At 65.2% G+C, this 17,252-nt stretch carries 19 protein-coding genes; 10 read left to right on the top strand and 9 right to left on the bottom strand.

Translation table 11 applies throughout. From position 1 onward, the window contains the following. Window positions 1-7: 7 nt before the first annotated feature. From Q0D31_RS01750 to Q0D31_RS01735, 4 genes are read right to left on the bottom strand one after another with little or no spacing between them, the layout of a single operon-like run. Window positions 8-1,171, bottom strand: a complete 1,164-nt coding sequence (locus Q0D31_RS01750; protein WP_291843507.1) for an MFS transporter — start codon at window positions 1,169-1,171, stop codon at window positions 8-10. Beyond that, window positions 1,168-2,337, bottom strand: a complete 1,170-nt coding sequence (locus tag Q0D31_RS01745) for an MFS transporter (RefSeq protein WP_291846634.1) — start codon at window positions 2,335-2,337, stop codon at window positions 1,168-1,170. Before Q0D31_RS01745 ends, Q0D31_RS01750 begins: the two co-directional genes overlap by 4 nt. 46 nt (window positions 2,338-2,383) lie before the next feature. Further along, window positions 2,384-3,754, bottom strand: coding sequence for an NAD(P)-binding domain-containing protein (locus Q0D31_RS01740; RefSeq protein ID WP_291843505.1), 1,371 nt, complete (start codon window positions 3,752-3,754; stop codon window positions 2,384-2,386). Between the two features lie 54 nt (window positions 3,755-3,808). Further along, complete coding sequence (locus tag Q0D31_RS01735; protein ID WP_291843503.1) at window positions 3,809-4,126, bottom strand: metalloregulator ArsR/SmtB family transcription factor; 318 nt, start codon at window positions 4,124-4,126, stop codon at window positions 3,809-3,811. Between the two features lie 136 nt (window positions 4,127-4,262). On the opposite strand from Q0D31_RS01735, the gene Q0D31_RS01730 reads away from it, so the two are divergent. From Q0D31_RS01730 to Q0D31_RS01710, 5 genes are all read left to right on the top strand, one after another. Next, a complete protein-coding gene (locus tag Q0D31_RS01730) occupies window positions 4,263-4,625 on the top strand; it encodes a metalloregulator ArsR/SmtB family transcription factor (RefSeq protein ID WP_291843500.1) in 363 nt (120 codons plus the stop codon). Continuing rightward, complete coding sequence (locus tag Q0D31_RS01725) at window positions 4,618-5,145, top strand: arsenate reductase ArsC (protein WP_291843498.1); 528 nt, start codon at window positions 4,618-4,620, stop codon at window positions 5,143-5,145. The genes Q0D31_RS01730 and Q0D31_RS01725 overlap by 8 nt, the downstream gene beginning before the upstream one ends. Further along, window positions 5,145-5,843: an MIP/aquaporin family protein gene (locus tag Q0D31_RS01720; protein WP_291843496.1), complete on the top strand. Its 699-nt coding sequence runs from the start codon at window positions 5,145-5,147 to the stop codon at window positions 5,841-5,843. The genes Q0D31_RS01725 and Q0D31_RS01720 overlap by 1 nt, the downstream gene beginning before the upstream one ends. Continuing rightward, window positions 5,840-6,247, top strand: coding sequence for an arsenate reductase (glutaredoxin) (arsC, locus tag Q0D31_RS01715; RefSeq protein ID WP_291843494.1), 408 nt, complete (start codon window positions 5,840-5,842; stop codon window positions 6,245-6,247). The genes Q0D31_RS01720 and arsC overlap by 4 nt, the downstream gene beginning before the upstream one ends. Before the next feature lie 100 nt (window positions 6,248-6,347). Then, window positions 6,348-6,563, top strand: coding sequence for a hypothetical protein (locus Q0D31_RS01710; RefSeq protein ID WP_291843492.1), 216 nt, complete (start codon window positions 6,348-6,350; stop codon window positions 6,561-6,563). Here Q0D31_RS01710 and Q0D31_RS01705 read toward each other — a convergent pair. Next, window positions 6,560-7,774 carry a multidrug effflux MFS transporter gene (locus Q0D31_RS01705; RefSeq protein WP_291843490.1) on the bottom strand — a complete coding sequence of 405 codons (1,215 nt, stop codon included), beginning with the start codon at window positions 7,772-7,774 and terminating at the stop codon, window positions 6,560-6,562. The two genes, Q0D31_RS01710 and Q0D31_RS01705, sit on opposite strands and share 4 nt — an antisense overlap. Before the next feature lie 177 nt (window positions 7,775-7,951). After that, the gene (locus tag Q0D31_RS01700) at window positions 7,952-9,202 is read right to left on the bottom strand and encodes an MFS transporter (RefSeq protein ID WP_291843488.1); all 1,251 of its coding nucleotides are present in this window, start codon (window positions 9,200-9,202) and stop codon (window positions 7,952-7,954) included. Between the two features lie 178 nt (window positions 9,203-9,380). On the opposite strand from Q0D31_RS01700, the gene Q0D31_RS01695 reads away from it, so the two are divergent. Further along, window positions 9,381-10,775: an Nramp family divalent metal transporter gene (locus tag Q0D31_RS01695; protein WP_291843486.1), complete on the top strand. Its 1,395-nt coding sequence runs from the start codon at window positions 9,381-9,383 to the stop codon at window positions 10,773-10,775. A 121-nt stretch (window positions 10,776-10,896) separates the two neighbouring features. On the opposite strand, the gene Q0D31_RS01690 is transcribed toward Q0D31_RS01695, so the two are convergent. The 3 genes from Q0D31_RS01690 to hemB all read right to left on the bottom strand — a co-directional run bounded on the left by Q0D31_RS01690 (window position 10,897) and on the right by hemB (window position 13,581). After that, window positions 10,897-11,673 (bottom strand): arginyltransferase, encoded by a 777-nt coding sequence (locus tag Q0D31_RS01690; RefSeq protein WP_291843483.1) that lies wholly within the window; start codon window positions 11,671-11,673, stop codon window positions 10,897-10,899. Between the two features lie 131 nt (window positions 11,674-11,804). After that, complete coding sequence (locus tag Q0D31_RS01685) at window positions 11,805-12,350, bottom strand: RDD family protein (RefSeq protein WP_291843481.1); 546 nt, start codon at window positions 12,348-12,350, stop codon at window positions 11,805-11,807. Window positions 12,351-12,519: 169 nt separating this feature from the next. After that, entirely contained in the window at window positions 12,520-13,581 is a 1,062-nt protein-coding gene (gene hemB / locus Q0D31_RS01680) for a porphobilinogen synthase (protein ID WP_291843479.1), read from the bottom strand. A gap of 223 nt (window positions 13,582-13,804) precedes the next feature. On the opposite strand from hemB, the gene Q0D31_RS01675 reads away from it, so the two are divergent. The 4 genes from Q0D31_RS01675 to Q0D31_RS01660 all read left to right on the top strand — a co-directional run bounded on the left by Q0D31_RS01675 (window position 13,805) and on the right by Q0D31_RS01660 (window position 17,203). Continuing rightward, on the top strand, window positions 13,805-14,266 hold the full coding sequence (locus tag Q0D31_RS01675; protein WP_291843477.1) for a DUF6163 family protein: 462 nt from the start codon (window positions 13,805-13,807) through the stop codon (window positions 14,264-14,266). Between the two features lie 364 nt (window positions 14,267-14,630). Next, the gene (locus Q0D31_RS01670) at window positions 14,631-15,146 is read left to right on the top strand and encodes a MarR family winged helix-turn-helix transcriptional regulator (protein WP_291843474.1); all 516 of its coding nucleotides are present in this window, start codon (window positions 14,631-14,633) and stop codon (window positions 15,144-15,146) included. A gap of 322 nt (window positions 15,147-15,468) precedes the next feature. Further along, entirely contained in the window at window positions 15,469-16,362 is an 894-nt protein-coding gene (locus Q0D31_RS01665; RefSeq protein ID WP_291843457.1) for a sugar ABC transporter permease, read from the top strand. Window positions 16,363-16,366: 4 nt separating this feature from the next. Then, on the top strand, window positions 16,367-17,203 hold the full coding sequence (locus tag Q0D31_RS01660; protein WP_291843431.1) for a carbohydrate ABC transporter permease: 837 nt from the start codon (window positions 16,367-16,369) through the stop codon (window positions 17,201-17,203). Window positions 17,204-17,252 lie beyond the last annotated feature (49 nt).

The raw sequence follows: 17,252 nt of genomic DNA, 5'->3' as shown, positions 1-17,252 counted from the left end.
GAAGCCCTCACGCCGCCGCGCGAGACGTGTCCGCCCGCACCAGGCACAGCGCCAGCAGTGCGGCGAGACTGAGCGCCGATGAAACGATCAGCACGCCGCTGCCCATGACGTCGATCAGCAGGCTGAAGGCGAGTGGCGCGCCGGCCTGGGCGATCCGCGCCGGGGCGCCGATGATCCCGAGGCGATAGGCGTAATCCTTCGGGCCGAAGATCGCGAGCGGCAGCGTGCCGCGGGCGATGGTCAGGATGCCGTTGCCGGTGCCGTGAAAGACCGCGAACACGCTGGCCGCGCCGCCGCCGGCCAGCCCGAGGATGGCGGCGCCGATCGGATGGGTCAGGCACGACAGCCGCCCCGAAACCAGGGGATGGTAGCGGCTGAGGAAACCCGCCTCAAAAATACGCGCGGCGACCTGCGCCGGACCGATTAGCGCGCCGGCCGCGACCGCCTGCAGTGTGGTTGCGCCCGCAGCCTCCAGGATGCGCGGCAGATGCGCGGCCATCGCGCCGGCGACGCCCCACGCCGCGGCAAAGGCGAACCCCAGCAGGATCATGGTGCGGTCGAGCGGGATATGCGGCTTGACGGCGGCAGCCATGGCGGCCTTGGCGCCCGCGACCGGCGGCAGCATCAGCCAGTTGAGCGGCAGGCCTATCAGCATGTGCGCCGCTGCCCAGGCAAAGCAGGTGTTGCGCCAGCCGATCGTCTCCAGCCCCCACGCCGTCAGCGGCCAGCCGACGGTGGAGGCAAAGCCCGCGATCAGGGTGATGCCGGTGATCGAGCGGCGCGCCGCGTCGCCGTAGATGCGGCCGAGCGCGCCGAAGGCGGCGTCGTAAAGGCCGGCGCCCATGCCGACGCCGAGCAGCAGCCAGGCTGCGACCAGAACCGGGATCGAATAGCTGACGCCGAGCAAGGCGAGCCCTGCTGCCAGCGTGACATTGGAAAGCGACAATACCGAGCGGCCGCCGACCAGGTCGATTTGCCGGCCGATCCGTGGCCCCAGCATCGCCGAGATCACCAGCGAAGCGGAGAAGGCGGCAAAGATCCAGTTCGAGGACACGCCGAGATCGCGCGCCATGGCATCGGCAAGGATCGCCGGCAGGTAGTAGCTCGACGCCCACGCCAGCGTCTGGGTGGTGCCGAGCGCGGCAATGATGGCGTACTGGTTCGGGCTCACGGCTGCGACGCCTCTCTCCGGGACCAGTAGAGCGCCAGCGGACCGAGCAGGATCCCCGCCGCCAGCACCGAGAACGCTGCCATCCAGGCTGACGGGCTCTGCGGCCCGCCCGCGGCATCAAGCGCGACCCCGACGGCCCACGCGCCCAGCGCGGACAGGCTGAAGCCGATCGTCGAATGCATCGCCATGGTCGCCCCGCGATGTCGCGGATCCGCCGCCATTGACATGCCCGAGGTCAACGCGCCGGAATCGGCGGGAACGGTGATGGCATAGACCAGCACCAAGACCAGCAGCAGCCATGGCGATGTGTCGGCGAATGCGCTGATCAGGAGTGCTACGGCCGCGGAGGTGAGCATGACCGCCGTGATCGCGCGGTGGCGGCCGAACCGGAGCGCGAACTCGTTGCCGAGAATGCTGGCGGGCATGGCCAGCAGCGAGAAAAGCACGCTCACGAAAATCGGCGTCAGAATCGAGGCGTCGGAATTTTTAAGCGAGACAAAGGTCCAGAACGCGACGATCCAGGTCCGGATGCCGTAGAGTTCGAAACAATGCGCGCCATAGCCAAGTACAAACCCCATCGCGCTGCGATTGCCGAACACCGGCGCGAAATCGAGCAATCGCCCCGCCGCCGGCTTTGGCTCCACCGGCCGCAGCAGGAAGCAGACCGTGAGCATTACCAGCGGCCCGGCGGCGGTGACAAAGAATGCGCTGCGCCAGCCCCATGCTTCGGCGGCGAGTTGCGCAACCAGGAACGACAGGCCGACGCCGAGCGAGAAGCTCGAGGTGTAGAGCGTGATGGCGCGGGAGGAATCGCCCGGCGCAAGACGATCGGTCAGCGCCTTGAGGCCCGGCATATAGGCGCCGGCAAAGCCGACGCCTGCGACGGCGTTGAACAGGACGCCCGACCAAAGCCCCGTGGCGAACATGCCGAACAGCAAAGTGCCGAGCGCGCTGACCGCAGAGCCCACGATCAGAATTTTGCGGGCATCGATGCGGTCGGTCAGCGTCGCCAGCACAGGCACGGCCAGCATGTAGCCGGCTGCGCCCGCGCCCGCCAGCGCGCCGGCCTGGGCGCCGCTCAGTTGCCATTCCGGAATCAGGAACGCGGCAAGGATGGAAGGCACGACGACATGCGGAAGCAAGCTGCCAAGCTGCCCCAGGCAGATCGCGACGATGACAGAGCGACCTTCCAGCGCGATACCGCTTACTCCCTTACGATGGGGACGCGCACCCGCAGCCGGTCTTGCCGTCCTGCTTTGCTTGTGCATCCGCGACGCAACAGGCGTCAACATCCGATAATGCAGGGCCGCCGCAGCAATTGCCGGCATCTGGCGCCACCGGTCGGCTGCAGACGCCGGTCTCGGGCAGCACCAGTTCGACCCGCTCGGCGGCGGTGCGGTCACCGGCGATGTCGGCTGTGACCGAACGCACCTGCTCGTATCCCGTGAGCATCAGGAAGGTTGGCGCGCGGCCGTAGGATTTCATGCCGGCGAAATAGAAGCCCGGTTCGTCCTGCGCCAACTCACGCGCGCCATGCGGCCGCACGGTGCCGCAGCTATGCTCGTTGGGATCGATCAGCGGTGCCAGCGCGACCGGACACTCGATGGCCGGGTCGAGCCGGATGCGCAGTTCGCGGACGAAATCGAGTTCAGGGCGAAAACCCGTGGCCACGATCAGTTCGTCGACCACGGCGCGGCGGAAGCGGCAACCCGATATGGCGCCGACGACGAGGCGAGCACCGTCGGCCATGATATGCGAAACCCGAAATTCGCTTTCCAGCTTGATCCGGCCAGCCGCCACCAGCGCGGCGAAGGCCGTGCCGAGCTCGCCGCGGGCCACCAGCTTGTCGTTGGCGCCGCCGCCAAAGGCCTTGGCCGGATCGCTTCCCCGCAACAGCCAGATCGGTCGGGTTTCCGGCACCTCTGTTGCGAGTTTCGCCAGATCGGTCAGGGTGCCGATCGCGGAATGACCGGCGCCGAGCACGGCGACGGTCTTGCCGGCATAGCGGGCGCGGTCTTTGCCCAGCACGTCAGGCATGCCGTAGGCGATCCGGTCTGCGGCCTCGGTCTCACCGATGGCGGGCAGGCCGTTGGCGCCGGCCGGGTTGGGCGAATGCCAGGTGCCGGATATGTCGATGACCGCGTCGGCCTTGACGACTTCGGGACCTTTCCCGTTCTGGTACCGGATCTCGAACGGCGCGGTTTCGCGGCCCTGGGTCTTCAGCTTGTCGAAGCCGGCGCGGCTGATGCCGGTGACGCGGCTCGAGGTACGGATACAAGGCTTGAGCGCGGTGCTGTTGGCGAGCGGGTCGAGATAGCGCTCCACCATCTCCGCGCCGGTCGGGTACTTGCCGGGTTCGGGAGAATTCCACCCCGTAGTAGCCAGCAGGCGCGCCGCCGCCTTGTCAATATTGTATTCCCACGGCGAGAACATTTGAACGTGGCCCCATTGCCGCATGGCGTGGCCGACGTTTTCGCCGGCTTCCAGCACCATCGGAACGAGGCCGCGCTCCAGGACATGGGCGGCGGCGGCGAGGCCAACCGGCCCGGCTCCGATGATTGCAACGGTTTTGGTTTTGCTCATGACGTTCTCCCGTGAAACCGGAAAGATCGAAATATGGATCGCAAGCGATGGCGCTCATGCCGCCGTCTTGGCTTCCTTGTCTTCGGCGCTTTCGGCGCAGCATTCCGCGACCAGGAAGCCGACCAGTTCCCGCATCACTTCGTAGTTGGCGTGGCAGATCAGCGTGGTCGCATCCCGAACCTGGGTGACAAGGCCCGCCACCACCAGCGCCTTGATATGATGCGAGAGGGTGGAGGGCGCGATTTTCAGTTTGTCCTGCAAACGGCCGACCGCAAGGCCGGCGCCGCCGGCGCGGATCAGCGCGCGGTAGATCCTGAGCCGGGTCGGGTTGCCCAGCGCTTCGAGGCGGGTGGCGGCATCGTCGAGTTTCATGCAGGCAATGTGTCAGGCGAACCCGGCTCCGTCAACATTATTTCCGGAATTATCGAAATAGTGATCTTGGTAGCGACCCCTGAGCCTCGTTGCGCCGGATTGACAGGAAGCGCAACATATCGATATATCCAGATATATGGAATCGGAACAAGCCATCCTGGCGCTGGCGGCGCTGGCTCAATCGACCCGGCTCGATGTGTTTCGCCTGCTGGCAAGGCACGAGCCGGAGGGGTTGGCCGCCGGTGACCTGGCCCGCGCGCTCGCGGTGCCGCAGAACACCATGTCGTCGCATCTGGCGGTCTTGTCCCGCGCCCGGCTGGTGACGGCGCGCCGTCATGGCCGCTCGATCGTCTATCGCGCCGATCTCAAGGCCTTCCAGTCTGTCGTGCTGTTCATGCTGCGGGATTGCTGCAACGGACGCCCCGAGATTTGCGGTCCCCTGATCGAAGACCTCACGCCCTGTTGTCCGCCGAAGCCGAGGAGGAAGGCGAATGCCTGAACGCGTTTACAACGTCCTGTTCCTTTGCACCGGAAACACCGCCCGTTCGATCCTCGCCGAATCGATCCTGCGCAAGGACGGCTCCCGCAACTTTCGCGCTTTCTCCGCCGGCAGCCAGCCGAAGGGGACGATCAATCCGTTTGCGATCAAGGTGCTGAACCGCCTCGAATACCCGACCGACGGTTTGCGCTCGAAGAGCTGGGAAGAGTTCGCGCGCAGCGACGCGCCGGTGATGGATTTCGTGTTCACGGTTTGCGACAACGCCGCCGGCGAATCCTGCCCTGTATGGCCTGGACAGCCGATGACGGCGCATTGGGGCATCGAGGACCCGGCGGCGGTCGAAGGTACCGATATCGAAAAGGAAGCGGCCTTCGTCGCAGCCTTTCGTTATCTCAGCAATCGTATTGCCGCGTTCACGAGCCTGCCGCTGGGGAGTATCGATCGCCTGTCGCTCGGGACGCGGTTGCGCGACATTGGCCGGATCGACGGCTCCACCTCCAACCAGCACAAGGCGGGCTGATGCAGGAATTCGATTTGCCGCGCCGGCTCGCGGCCGAAGCGCTGGGCACCGCGATACTGGTCGCAACCGTGGTCGGCTCCGGCATCATGGCCGAAACCCTGACCAAGGATGTGGCGCTGGCGCTGCTTGGCAATACCTTGCCGACCGGGGCGATCCTGGTGGTTCTCATCACCATTCTCGGGCCGATTTCGGGGGCGCATTTCAACCCGGCGGTGTCGCTGGTGTTTGCGCTCAAACGCGAGTTGGCCCCGCGCGACGCGCTGCTTTACTCAGTCGCCCAGGTGGCCGGCGGGATCGCCGGGACCATCACGGCGCATGCGATGTTCGCGCTGCCGCTGATCGACGCCTCGCTGAAGGTGCGAAGCGGTGGCGCGCAATGGCTTGCCGAGGGTGTGGCTGCCTTCGGCCTGGTCGCGACCATCCTCGCCGGCATCAGGTTCAACCGCGCCGCGGTGCCATGGCTGGTCGGCCTTTATATCACCGCGGCCTACTGGTTCACCTCCTCGACCTCGTTCGCCAATCCCGCCGTCGCCGTTGCGCGTTCGATGACCAACACGTTCTCAGGGATTCGTCCCGCCGATCTTCCCGGCTTCATCGCGGCCGAACTTTGCGGCGCGGTCATTGCCCTGGCGTTCATGGGCTGGTTGTTGCGCGGGGCCGGCGAGGCGCGCTCGACGATCAAGGCGGCGCAGCCATGAGCGTCACGATCTATCACAATCCCGCCTGCGGCACCTCGCGCAACACGCTGGCGATGATCCGGCAGAGCGGCGAGGCGCCTGAGGTGATCGAGTACCTGAAATCGCCGCCAAGCCGCGCCCGGCTGGTCGAATTGATCGGAGCGATGGCAATCCCCGTGCGCGCACTGCTGCGTGAGAAGGGAACGCCCTATGCGGAACTGGGTCTCGCCGATCCGAAATGGAGCGACGACGAGCTGATCGACTTCATGCTTGATCATCCGATCCTGATCAACCGGCCGATCGTGGTGACGCCCAAGGGCGTGCGGCTGTGCCGTCCGTCCGAGCTGGTGCTCGACCTGCTCGATCGCCCCGTCGCATCCTTTGTCAAGGAAGACGGCACGGCGGCGACGCGCGCCAAGCCGTAACCGCGCAATCGAGGACTGGTCAGTTCGCCGGTATTGATCGGGATCAAGGGCGTCGCGGGCTTTTTCATGCAGAAGCTGGCATGGAAGATGGGATCTCGGGATGTCAGCAAGCGAAATCGCCGCGCGTCACTTTTCAGCAGCCATCGCCGAGGCGGAGCGTGCCGGGACGGGCTACGACAGCGTCTGCCGGGCGCTGCTGGGCCTGGTTGTCTCAAAGTATCTCGAAACCAGGGAAGTCTCCGACGTCCAGGCGGAGCTGCGCTTTGTCGCCGAGAATTGCGATCCCGGCACGGATTTCATGTTCATGCGTCCCTAGCGGGCCCGGCTCCGCAACGCGTAGAGGCCGACGGCAACCAGGGAAAACAGCGTCAGCACCACACCGAGCGCGAACAGCGCGTCCGGCGAGATTGTGGCTGAGAGCCAGACGCCGATGGCGGCCGCCATCATCTGCGAGAAGCCGACCAGCGCGGATGCCGCGCCCGCCCTGTCGCCGAACGGCGACAGCGCCTGTGCGGTCCCCAGCGGGTTGACGATGCCCATGCCGAGCAGGAACAGGCTCATGGCCGCGAGGTATGGCAGGAAGGTCGAGCTGTACAGCGAAACCAGCAGCATCGCGATGCCGCCGGCGGCGGCGGCGAACAAGCCGCCCCGGATCGAACGGTCGAGCCCGTAGCGCGGCGCCAGCCTGGTCGCTAGCATGCCTGACGCGAACACGATCAGAACCGTGCCAGCGAATAGCAGGCCGAGTTGTATCGGCGTGAAGCCCATCGCCTCGATCATCACCCGCGGCGCGGCCGCGAACGTCGAGAACAATCCGCCCATGATCAGGCTCACGGTCGCCGCCGGCACCACGAAGCGGCGGTCGGCGATCAGGCCGACGTAATTCCTGGCGATCGCGAGGGGATCGAGCGGGGTCCGCGTCGCGAGGTGGGTCTCGCCGAAAACGGTTGCGTAGGCGAGGGCGCCGAACGCGGCGAATGCCGCGAGCAGCACGAATTCGGACCGCCATCCGAAATAATGATCGAGCGCGCCGCCGAGCAGCGGCGAGAAGCCGGGAGCCGCCGCCATCGCGATCATGATCAGCGCCATTGCCCGCGCCAGCGCCGCGCCCGAGAACAGGTCGCGGGCGATGGCGCGGGACAGCACCGAGGTGGCGCAGGCCCCCGCCGCCTGGATCACGCGGCCGAATAAGAGGCTCGGCAAATCACTGGCGAGGGCGCACCAGACGCTGCCGGCAAAGAACACCGCAAATCCGATCAACACTGGCCAGCGCCGGCCATAGCGATCCGAGATCGGCCCGACCACGAGCTGGCCGAACGCGAACACCGCCAGGAAGACCGTGATGGCTGAGGTCACCGCGGCGCTGGTGACCGCCAGCGACGCCGCCATCTGCGGCAGCGACGGCAGCAGGATGTTGGTGGCGAGCGTGCCGCTGGCGGCAAGCATCGCCAGCACCGCGATCTGCGCCACCGTGACAGAAGCCTCCGGACGGGGACTGGCATGGATCGTGGCGATATGGTCGGTCATGGACGGGTTCCGGCTTCTGAATGACATGACGTATATCATATAAAGTGAGATGGGGAAGCGGCATCAAGGTTGAACCCGTCATTCCGGGATGGTGCGCAGCACCAGACCCGGAATCTCGAGATTCCGGGTTCGATGCTTCGCATCGCCCCGGAATGACGTCCCTGCAGCGCTTGCCGCTCAGCGTGCCCGCAACGTATTGGGCTCACCGACCATGTCAGGCTGCCGCGCTAGCGCGACGGCGGGCGAAACCCAGATTACCAGCGCCTGGACCGCAAAGATCGCCGCCGCCAAATAGAGGCACGCCTCGGCGCCATACAGCCCGCCGACAATGGCGCCGAGCGCGGAGCCGAGCGGGCGCGCGCCGTAGCTCAGGATGTTGATGGCGGAAACACGTCCCATCAGCGACGGCGGCGTCACCGATTGCCGCAACGTCGCGGTCGAGATCACCCACAGGATCGGTCCGGCGCCGAGCAGGAAGAAGCTCAGACCCGCCAGCAGCGGCGAAGGGATGAAGATGGTCAGCGCCATCACCGTCGCGGCGACGAAGCCGGTAACCGGGCCAAGGCCGATGACGGTGCCGAACGCAACTTTCCGCATCACCCGCGTTGCCGCGAGCGCGCCGGCCACCATGCCGACGCCGTACATCGCCAGCGTCGCGCCGACGCCGGTGGCAGACAGGCCGAGATGGCGTACCGCGTAGGGCACGAACACGGCGAGCAGCAGGAACGAGGCGGTGTTGAAGATGACCTGGGTGATGAATACCGGTCGCAGCAACGGGTGCTGCAGCACGAACACCGCACCTTCCTTGACGTCCTGCCATGGATGCCGGCGCGGCGCAGGCGCGCGCGCCGGCTCATGGATGCCTGACAGCAGCACGACCGCGACCACCGATAGCGCGGCAGCAAATCCGAACGCCGGGGCGGCGCCGAGCCATCCGACCAGCACGCCGCCGAGCGCGGGGCCGCCGGCGAACGCCACCGTGCGCGCCAGTTCGATCCGCGCATTGGCCGCGGGCAGTTGCTGCGGGGTGACCAGCGCGGGCACCAGCGCCGGCGCCGCCACGCTGTAGGCGACGGTGCCGCACACCGCGACGAAGCCGAGCAGCGCCAGTAACGGCAGCGTCATCGCCCCCAGCCAGATCAGCAGCAGCATCGCAGCCAGCGCGGCGGCGCGCAGCGCTTCCGCGCCTGCCATCAGGGACCGCCGCGAGATGCGGTCGGCGAGCATCCCGGCGGGGATCGCGAACAGGATGAAGGGCAAGGTCAGTGCGGTCTGCAGCAGGCCGGCGCCGGCCTCGTTGGTCCCAAGCAGCACCACGGCGACAATGGGGGCCGCGGCCAGCGCAATCTGCTCCGCCGATTGGGCCGCGAGGTTGGACCAGGCCAGGCGGTTGAAGGTCGCGGGCAGGCGCGGCGTAGTGGCGGACATGGCTAATTCCCTCGAAAATTCGGCTTTGCGGGCATTGTCGGCATCCCGACGGCCGAACCCACCCGCTTCCCGACAGACAGGCCGGCCGGAGGGGGTAGTTCGGGTATTAAGGGGCCGGCAGGCTAGATGCAGTTGCAAATGAGTTGCAATTAGCCTGCGGATCGGTCATCCTGCTTGAATGGACGCACGGCCCTCTGACTTGAGCCCGAAGACCCCGGACGAGGTGATACCCGTGACCGGTGCGTCAGCCGCCGGCTGGCGCGCTGACGCCGCCGCTGGCACCCAGCGGAGCCTGCCCGAGGTCTATTCGAGCGTCTCGGTCCCCTTTGGCGGGCATTGGTCGCGCCGGCTGCTGGCGTTTCTGGGCCCCGGCTATCTCGTTTCGGTCGGCTACATGGATCCTGGCAATTGGGCCACCGATCTCGCGGGCGGATCCAAGTTCGGTTACACGCTGCTGTCCGTGATCCTGCTGTCGAACCTGATGGCGATCCTGCTGCAGGCGCTGGCCGCACGGCTTGGCATCGTCACCGACCGCGATCTCGCGCAGGCCTGCCGCGCCAGTTTTTCACGCCCGGTCAATTTCCTGCTCTGGCTCGCCTGCGAGGCCGCGATCATCGCCTGCGACCTGGCGGAGGTCATCGGCACCGCGATCGCGCTCAACCTCCTGTTCGGCATTCCCCTGCTTGGCGGCGCGCTGATCACCGCGCTCGACGTGTTCCTGCTGCTGTTGCTGATGAACAAGGGCTTCCGCTACCTGGAAGCCTTCGTCATCTCGCTATTGATCGTGATCGCGATCTGCTTTGCGATCCAGATTGCCGCTGCAGCCCCGCCGATCATGGCGGTACTGAAGGGATTTGCGCCATCGACCGCGATCGTCACCAATCCCGAAATGCTCTACATCGCGATCGGCATCATCGGCGCCACCGTGATGCCGCATAACCTGTATCTGCATTCCTCGATCGTGCAGACCCGCGCCTTTGAACGAACCGACGCCGGCCGCCGCGAGGCGATCAAATGGGCGACGACGGACTCGACCATCGCGCTGATGCTGGCGCTTTTCATCAACGCCGCGATCCTGATCGTCGCCGCCGCCACATTCCACGCCAGCGGTCGCACCGATGTGGTCGAAATCGGCCAGGCTCATGAATTGCTCTCGCCGTTGCTGGGCCTCGGCATCGCCTCGATCCTGTTTGCGGTGGCGCTGCTCGCCTCCGGCCTGAACTCGACGGTGACGGCGACGCTGGCCGGCCAGATCGTGATGGAAGGCTTTTTGCACCTGCGGCTGCCGAACTGGGCGCGGCGGCTGGTCACGCGCGGCGTCGCCATCGTCCCCGTCGTCATCGTCATCGCGCTCTATGGCGAGCGCGGCACCGGCCAGTTGCTGATCTTCAGCCAGGTCGTATTGTCGATGCAGTTGCCGTTCGCCGTGATCCCGCTGGTGCGCTTCGTTTCCGACCGGCGCAAGATGGGCGATTTTGTCATCTCCCGTTCGGTGGCGGCGTTGGCCTGGATTGTCGCAGGCGTGATCGTGGCGCTGAACGTCAAGCTGCTGTTCGAGACGTTTTTTGGGTAACAACCACCACCGTCATCGCCCGGCTTGTCCGGGCGACCCAGTACGCCGCGGCCTCTCGGTTTATCGCTGCCGTCTCTGGAATACTGGATCACCCGCATTCGCGGGTGATGACGAGCCCCCCTCACTCCTGCGGCTCGGACGGCACTTCGCCTGATGCGTCCACCCGCAGCCAGCCTGACGGCGCCAGCCGCTGCTGCGGCAGGAAGCGGCCCTTGTAGTCCATCTTCTTCGAGCCTTCGATCCAGTAGCCGAGATAGACGTAGGGAAGGCCGAGCCGCCGCGCGCGCGTGATGTGATCGAGGATCATGAAGGTGCCGAGCGAACGGGTCGCCTGCGACGGCTGGAAGAACGAATACACCATCGACAGGCCGTCGCTGAGTACGTCCGTCAGTGCCACCGCGATCAGTTCCTCGCTGCGTCCGGAAATACCGGAATCAAGGCTGCGCTTGCGGTATTCGATGATGCGGGTCGAGACATGGCTGTCCTCCACCATCATGGCGTAGTCGAGCACGGTCATATCAGCCATCCCGCCATGGCGGTGCCGCTTGTCGAGATAGGCGCGAAACACCGAATACTGTTCGGAGGTCGGAACCGCGCTGCGCTGCTCGCCCGAAATGTCGGCATTGCGGGCCAGAACCTTTTTCAGGTTGCGGGAGGGCCGGAACTCGTTGGCGACGACCCGCACCGAGACGCAGGCGCGGCACTGGTCGCAGGCCGGGCGGTAGGCAATCGACTGGCTGCGGCGGAAGCCGCCATGGGTCAGGAGGTCGTTGAGGTCGCCGGCCTTGTCGCCCACCAGGTGCGTGAACACCTTGCGCTCCTGCCGGCCCGGCAGATAGGGGCACGGCGAGGGCGCCGTCAGGTAGAATTGCGGGGTATCGCGGGAGTGCTGGGTCACGTCGGGTCGTCAGGCCTCCGGAAGGAAACGCGTACAAACAGCCAAGCCTGTCCGGTCCGGTTTCAGATCGGGCGCCGAACAGGGCGTAGCATTGCGCTCCGGAGCTTAACGGTCAATTGGTTTACCCGAAGTCACCAGCTTCGGGCCGACGGCGTCATTTGGGTCCGCGCCGGGCTGTTGATAACCACGGTTCCCAGGATGATGTCGTGAAGCAGCCGGTGGCGGCGGTTGAGCAGGCCGACCAGCAGCACCAGCGGGGTCAGGAACGAAACCGAGACCCAGAAAAGCACGGCGTGCGTCGCCCCGAGCACGAAATAGCCGGGTGCGCCGTACCAGGTGCGCAGTTCCAGATCCACCGCCCGCATGCCCAGGGTGGCCGAATGCGGGCCGCCCACCGAGGCGCCATAATAGGCGATGGCCCAGACCACCGTCGCCGGCCACGCCAGCCAGAACAGCGCCCAGCCGAGCCCCAGCGTGACGATCCCGAACAGCAGGATGAAGATGTAGCCGAGGATGACCGGCACCGACAGCACGACGAGGTCGATCAGGAACGCCAACACCCGCCGCGTCGGGACGCCGCGAAACAGTTCCGGCTGCGCGTCGGGATCGAATGCGTGGGGTTGCACCCCGCCGTCGCTTCGCCAGCCGCCGCTGTTGCCGGGGTCGCCATAAGCCATGATCCGTTCTCCCGCCCTGATATTGCCGAGGCAAACATGGGAACCAGCCGGCCGCCCGCCAAGAGGCTGCGACCATCAACGATGGTGACTTCGCCATTCTCAGGTGCGCAATTGCGCACCGTAGTTCGCGTCGTCGACGCGCCCCGGAATGACGAGGGGGGAGGTCCCGTTACCCCTGCGCCTTGATCCTCTCCGCCGCCTTCGGCGCAAAATATGTCAGGATGCCGTCCGCGCCGGCGCGCTTGAAGGCGAGCAGACTTTCCATCATCGCCCGGTCGCCGTCGATCCAGCCGTGGCCGCCGGCGGCGGCGATCATCGCGTATTCGCCGGATACCTGGTAGGCGAAGGTCGGTATCGCGAACGTGTCCTTTACGCGGCGGACGATGTCGAGATAGGGCATGCCGGGCTTGACCATCACCATGTCGGCGCCTTCGGCGATGTCGAGTTCCACCTCGCGCAGGGCCTCGTCGGAATTGGCGCTGTCCATCTGGTAGGTGCGCTTGTCGCCGGTCAGCGTTTTCGCCGAGCCAATGGCGTCCCGGAACGGCCCGTAGAAGGCGGACGCATACTTGGCCGCATAGGACATGATCTGCACGTCGAGGAAGCCGGCGCCGTCCAGCGCGGCGCGGAGCGCACCGACGCGGCCGTCCATCATGTCCGATGGCGCGATGATGTCGCAGCCGGCTTCGGCCTGCACCAGCGCCTGGCGCACCAGAACCGCGACCGTTTCGTCGTTGAGGATCCTGCCGTCCTCGATCAGGCCGTCATGGCCGTGGCTGGTGAAGGGGTCGAGCGCGACGTCGCAGAGCAGGCCGAGATCGGGAAACTCCTTCTTGATCGCGCGCACCGACTGGCAGACCAGGTTGTCCGGGTTCAGCGCCTCGGAGCCTTGCTCGTCGCGCAAGGACGGATCGGTATAGGGAAACAGCGCAATGCAGGGGATGTCGAGCTTCATCGCGCGCTCGGCGTCCCGCACCGCCTGATCGACCGTGAGGCGGTCGACGCCTGGCATCGAGGCGATAGGCGTGCGGCCCTGGTGGCCGTCGACCACGAATATCGGCCAGATCAGGTCGTCGGTCGTAAGCACGTTTTCCCGCACCAGCCGCCGTGCCCACTCCGCCTTGCGGTTGCGGCGGAGGCGGGTTGCGAGGTCGAGCGGGGGCGAGGCGAGGGCGGCTTGCCGCCGCGGCGCGTCGCGCATTTCGATGGGACGCCCGAATTTGATCGCCATGTGATGGATACTCCCTGAGGCGGCGGTAGGACTTCAGTTTGTCGCAATTCCTAGCACCTTGCAGGCCGTGCGTCACCGCGCCTTGATCTATCGCATCAGCGATTGATTTTGCCGCCCAAGCGGGCCAAGACTCGGTCTAAGACGACATTCCTGCGGCCAAACGGGCCCTGATTGCAAGGCCAGCTCCGAGACCAGCTCCGGGACCAACTCCGAGATCAACTTCATGTCCGACACATCGGCGCGCGATCAGGCGCGCGACAATGCGATTTCGGCGAATGCCATGTCGTCCGAGCGGATCGAGGCCGACGACAATGCATGGACCCGGCGGCTGGTGCTGTTCCTGCGCATCATGGCGGTGGTGTCGATCGCCAAGGGCCTTTTCCACTGGGCGCAGGTCACCGGCTTTGTCGGCAGCGCGGAAGACGCGTTCGAGAACCAGTCGATGGCCTGGCAAACCGCGACGGTGTATTTCGCCGTGATCGAACTCGTCGCTGCGGTGGGACTGTGGCTGGCGACGCCGTGGGGCGCCGTGGTGTGGCTCACCACGGTGGTGTCGATGGCGGTGATCGAAATGATGTTTCCGGGAATTTACGGCGGCAACCTCACGGTGGTGGCGTTCGAGGCGCTGATGCTGGCGGCGTATCTGGCGCTCGCCTGGATGGCCGCGCGCGAACGTCCGCCATAGATCAACCGAGTGCAGAAATTCCGCCGCCGGCCTTCGCAATTTTCGGATGTTTTCGCGGTAACGGTTCAGTCACCGTAAAGGATTTGCTCACACCCGTTACGGGCGCGTTTCGATTTCCAGCCGACCTGTTTCCGAATGCGACAGGCAAGCAGACGAAGCGTGAACATCGGCGCTCCAGCGTCAATGAGAGGTTGCGAAAAGCCCTTTATCCATGGGCTTAATCCGCGATTCACTGTCTTAAATTCATGATCTCTTTATTCTCTTATTTAAGCGGATGTTCAAACGGCCCCCTTAAGTTGAAGCTATCAGGCGGGACAAAAGTTTCGTCGAATAAGTCGATAAAATCGACGACAGGGGAAGTGTCATGATCAAAGCCGTTGCAACGGCGGTTGAAACCGCTGAAGGCTCTGCCGGTCAGACTCCGGTGCAGCCGCTCTATCTGGAAGCGCTGACTTTGGTGGAACGGCTGCATCGCCGTCTGCTCGACGTCATCAAGGACGAATTCGACCGCCGCGGCCGTGCCGATATCAATTCGGTGCAGGCGCTGCTGCTCTATAATATCGGCGACAAGGAACTGACCGCGGGTGAATTGCGTACGCGCGGTTACTATCTCGGCTCCAACGTCTCCTACAACCTGAAGAAGCTCGTCGAGCTCGGCTTCCTCGATCACCAGCGCTCGCGCGTTGATCGCCGCTCGGTCCGCATCCGCCTCACGGCGCAGGGCCAGGAGATCCGCAAGATCGTCGACGCGCTCTATCAGAAGCACGTCAGGACGGTGGAGCAGGTCGGCGGTATCTCGAACGATGAATTTGCGACCCTCAACAAGTCGCTGCACCGGCTCGAGCGGTTCTGGACCGACCAGATCCTCTATCGCCTCTGAGAACTTCGTTGCGTCCAGCGGCCAAGCCGGCCATTTGAGAAGACCGGCAGCCGAAGCGGACGATTGAAACGGCAGGGCGGCTCGCCTTGCCCAGGACGCACCGGCCCGGGTTTTCCTGCGCCGGTGCGTTTTGCTTTCCGACCTGGCTTGACGATGCGTCGGCGGTGGCCGTGGAGCTGCCATTCCGACATTCCGGATTGACTAGCCTTCGACGCCACCCCCATACTTCCGCAACGTTGAGGCTACACGCTCGTACCGACCGCGGATCTGCCAGATCACCGCAAGAGTCGTGGCGGCTTGATGCCCAGGTGGGGAAAAAGGCTTGTCGGCATCGCGGCGTCCCATGTTCGGCGAGCAACAGCGCTTTGTGCTGCTTCTGATCGCGCCGGCCGCGCTGTTGTTGTTGCTGTTTCAGGTCGTGCCGATCTTCATCGGTGCCAACGCAAGTTTTCGAAACTGGGCGTTGTACGATCCCAAGAAGACCTGGGTCGGCTTCGATCACTACGCCGCCGTGCTGTCGGATCCCGCGTTCCTGTACGTGGTGCTGCCGAACACCTTCCTGTTCATGGCGCTCAGCGTTGCCGGCGCGTTGTTGGCGGGGCTGGCTCTGGCGCTGCTGCTCAATCGTCCCTTTCGCGGACAAAAGCTGGTGCAGACGATCCTGCTGGTGCCGCTGATGGTGGCCCCTGTCGTCGCCGCAATCATGGTGCGCTGGATCTTCAACGACCAGTTCGGCATCGTGAATGTGGTGCTGGAAGCCGTTGGGCTGGAGGGACAGCCCTGGCTGGTGCAGCGCTGGAGCGCCTTCGGTATCATTCTGTTGACCGACATCTGGCTGTGGACCCCGTGGTTCACGCTGCTGCTGCTCGCGGGCTTGCAGAGCCTGCCGAAGGAGCCGTTCGAGGCCGCCGCGATCGACGGCACCACCACCTGGCGCGTATTCCGCTTCCTGACGCTGCCGATGCTTCGCCCGGTGATCGTGGTGTGCGTGGTGATCCGCGCCATCGACGCCTTCCGCACCTTCGATATTGTGTGGACCCTGACTGGCGGCGGGCCCGGCCGCGCGACCGAGCTGTTCAGCCTCTATGCCTATGTCCACGCTTTCCTCAATCTCGATCTCGGGCGGGGCTCGGCGGCGGCGATCGTCGGCGGGCTGATCATCCTCGTCATCGGCGTGGCGCTGTTTCGCCTCGTCGACCGCATCGCAAAGGCTTGATCCGATGGCGATGGTGATGCGCTCCGCCTTTCTGCCGCAGCTGCCGCCATGGGGCCGCAAGGCGATGTTCGCACTGGTCCTGGCCGCGATCTGCTTTGCCTTCGCCTTTCCAGTGTTGTGGCTGATCCTGACCTCGCTGCGGCCGGAGTCCGGCGTCTACTACGTCCACCGCGGCACTGAGTTCACCTTCGGCAATTTCGCCGAGGTGTTGCGCGAGGACCGAATTGTCGAAGCGTTCCTCAACAGCGCCTTGATCGCGACGCTGGCGACCGTGTTCTCGCTGCTGGTGACCGTATCCAGCGGCTACATGCTGTCGCGCTTCACCGGCCCGGCCTCGCGGCTCTGGTTTGGGACCATCTATGTGTTCCGCTGCGTGCCCTACATCTCCTGGGTGTTGCCGCTGTATTTCGTCAATCAGAGCTGGGGCATCTACGACACCTATGTCGGGCTGCTGCTGCCGCACGTCGCCGTCCATATCTGCTTCTTCTCATGGCTGATGAAGGGATTTTTCGACGGCATCGACCCGTCGATGGAGTATGCTGCCATGATCGACGGCTGCACCCGGTGGGGCGCCTTCATCCGGGTGGCCGTGCCGTCGGCATTGCCGGCGATCTCGGCGCTCGCGGTGCTGTGCTGGTTGTTCACCTGGAACGAGTTTCTGTTCGCGTTGATCCTGACCGGCAATCGCGTCCCGATGATCACGGTGGTGATGGCGCAGTTCGTCACCGAGATGGGGCTGCGCTGGAACCTGATGGCGGCGACCGCGGTGATGGCGCTGGCGCCGGCGTTTCTGATCGCGCTGTTCGGCCAGAAATACGTGATACGGGGTTTGCGCATCTGACGGACGGCGGGGACGACAAGCCAAGAACGCAAGACAAGAATACAAACAA

Source organism: Bradyrhizobium sp. (genome assembly GCF_022844465.1).
In the GTDB taxonomy this organism is placed as follows: Bacteria; Pseudomonadota; Alphaproteobacteria; order Rhizobiales; family Xanthobacteraceae; genus Bradyrhizobium.
The sequence above is the reverse complement of the archived record's forward strand: the minus strand, read 5'-3'. Positions and strand labels throughout refer to the sequence as shown.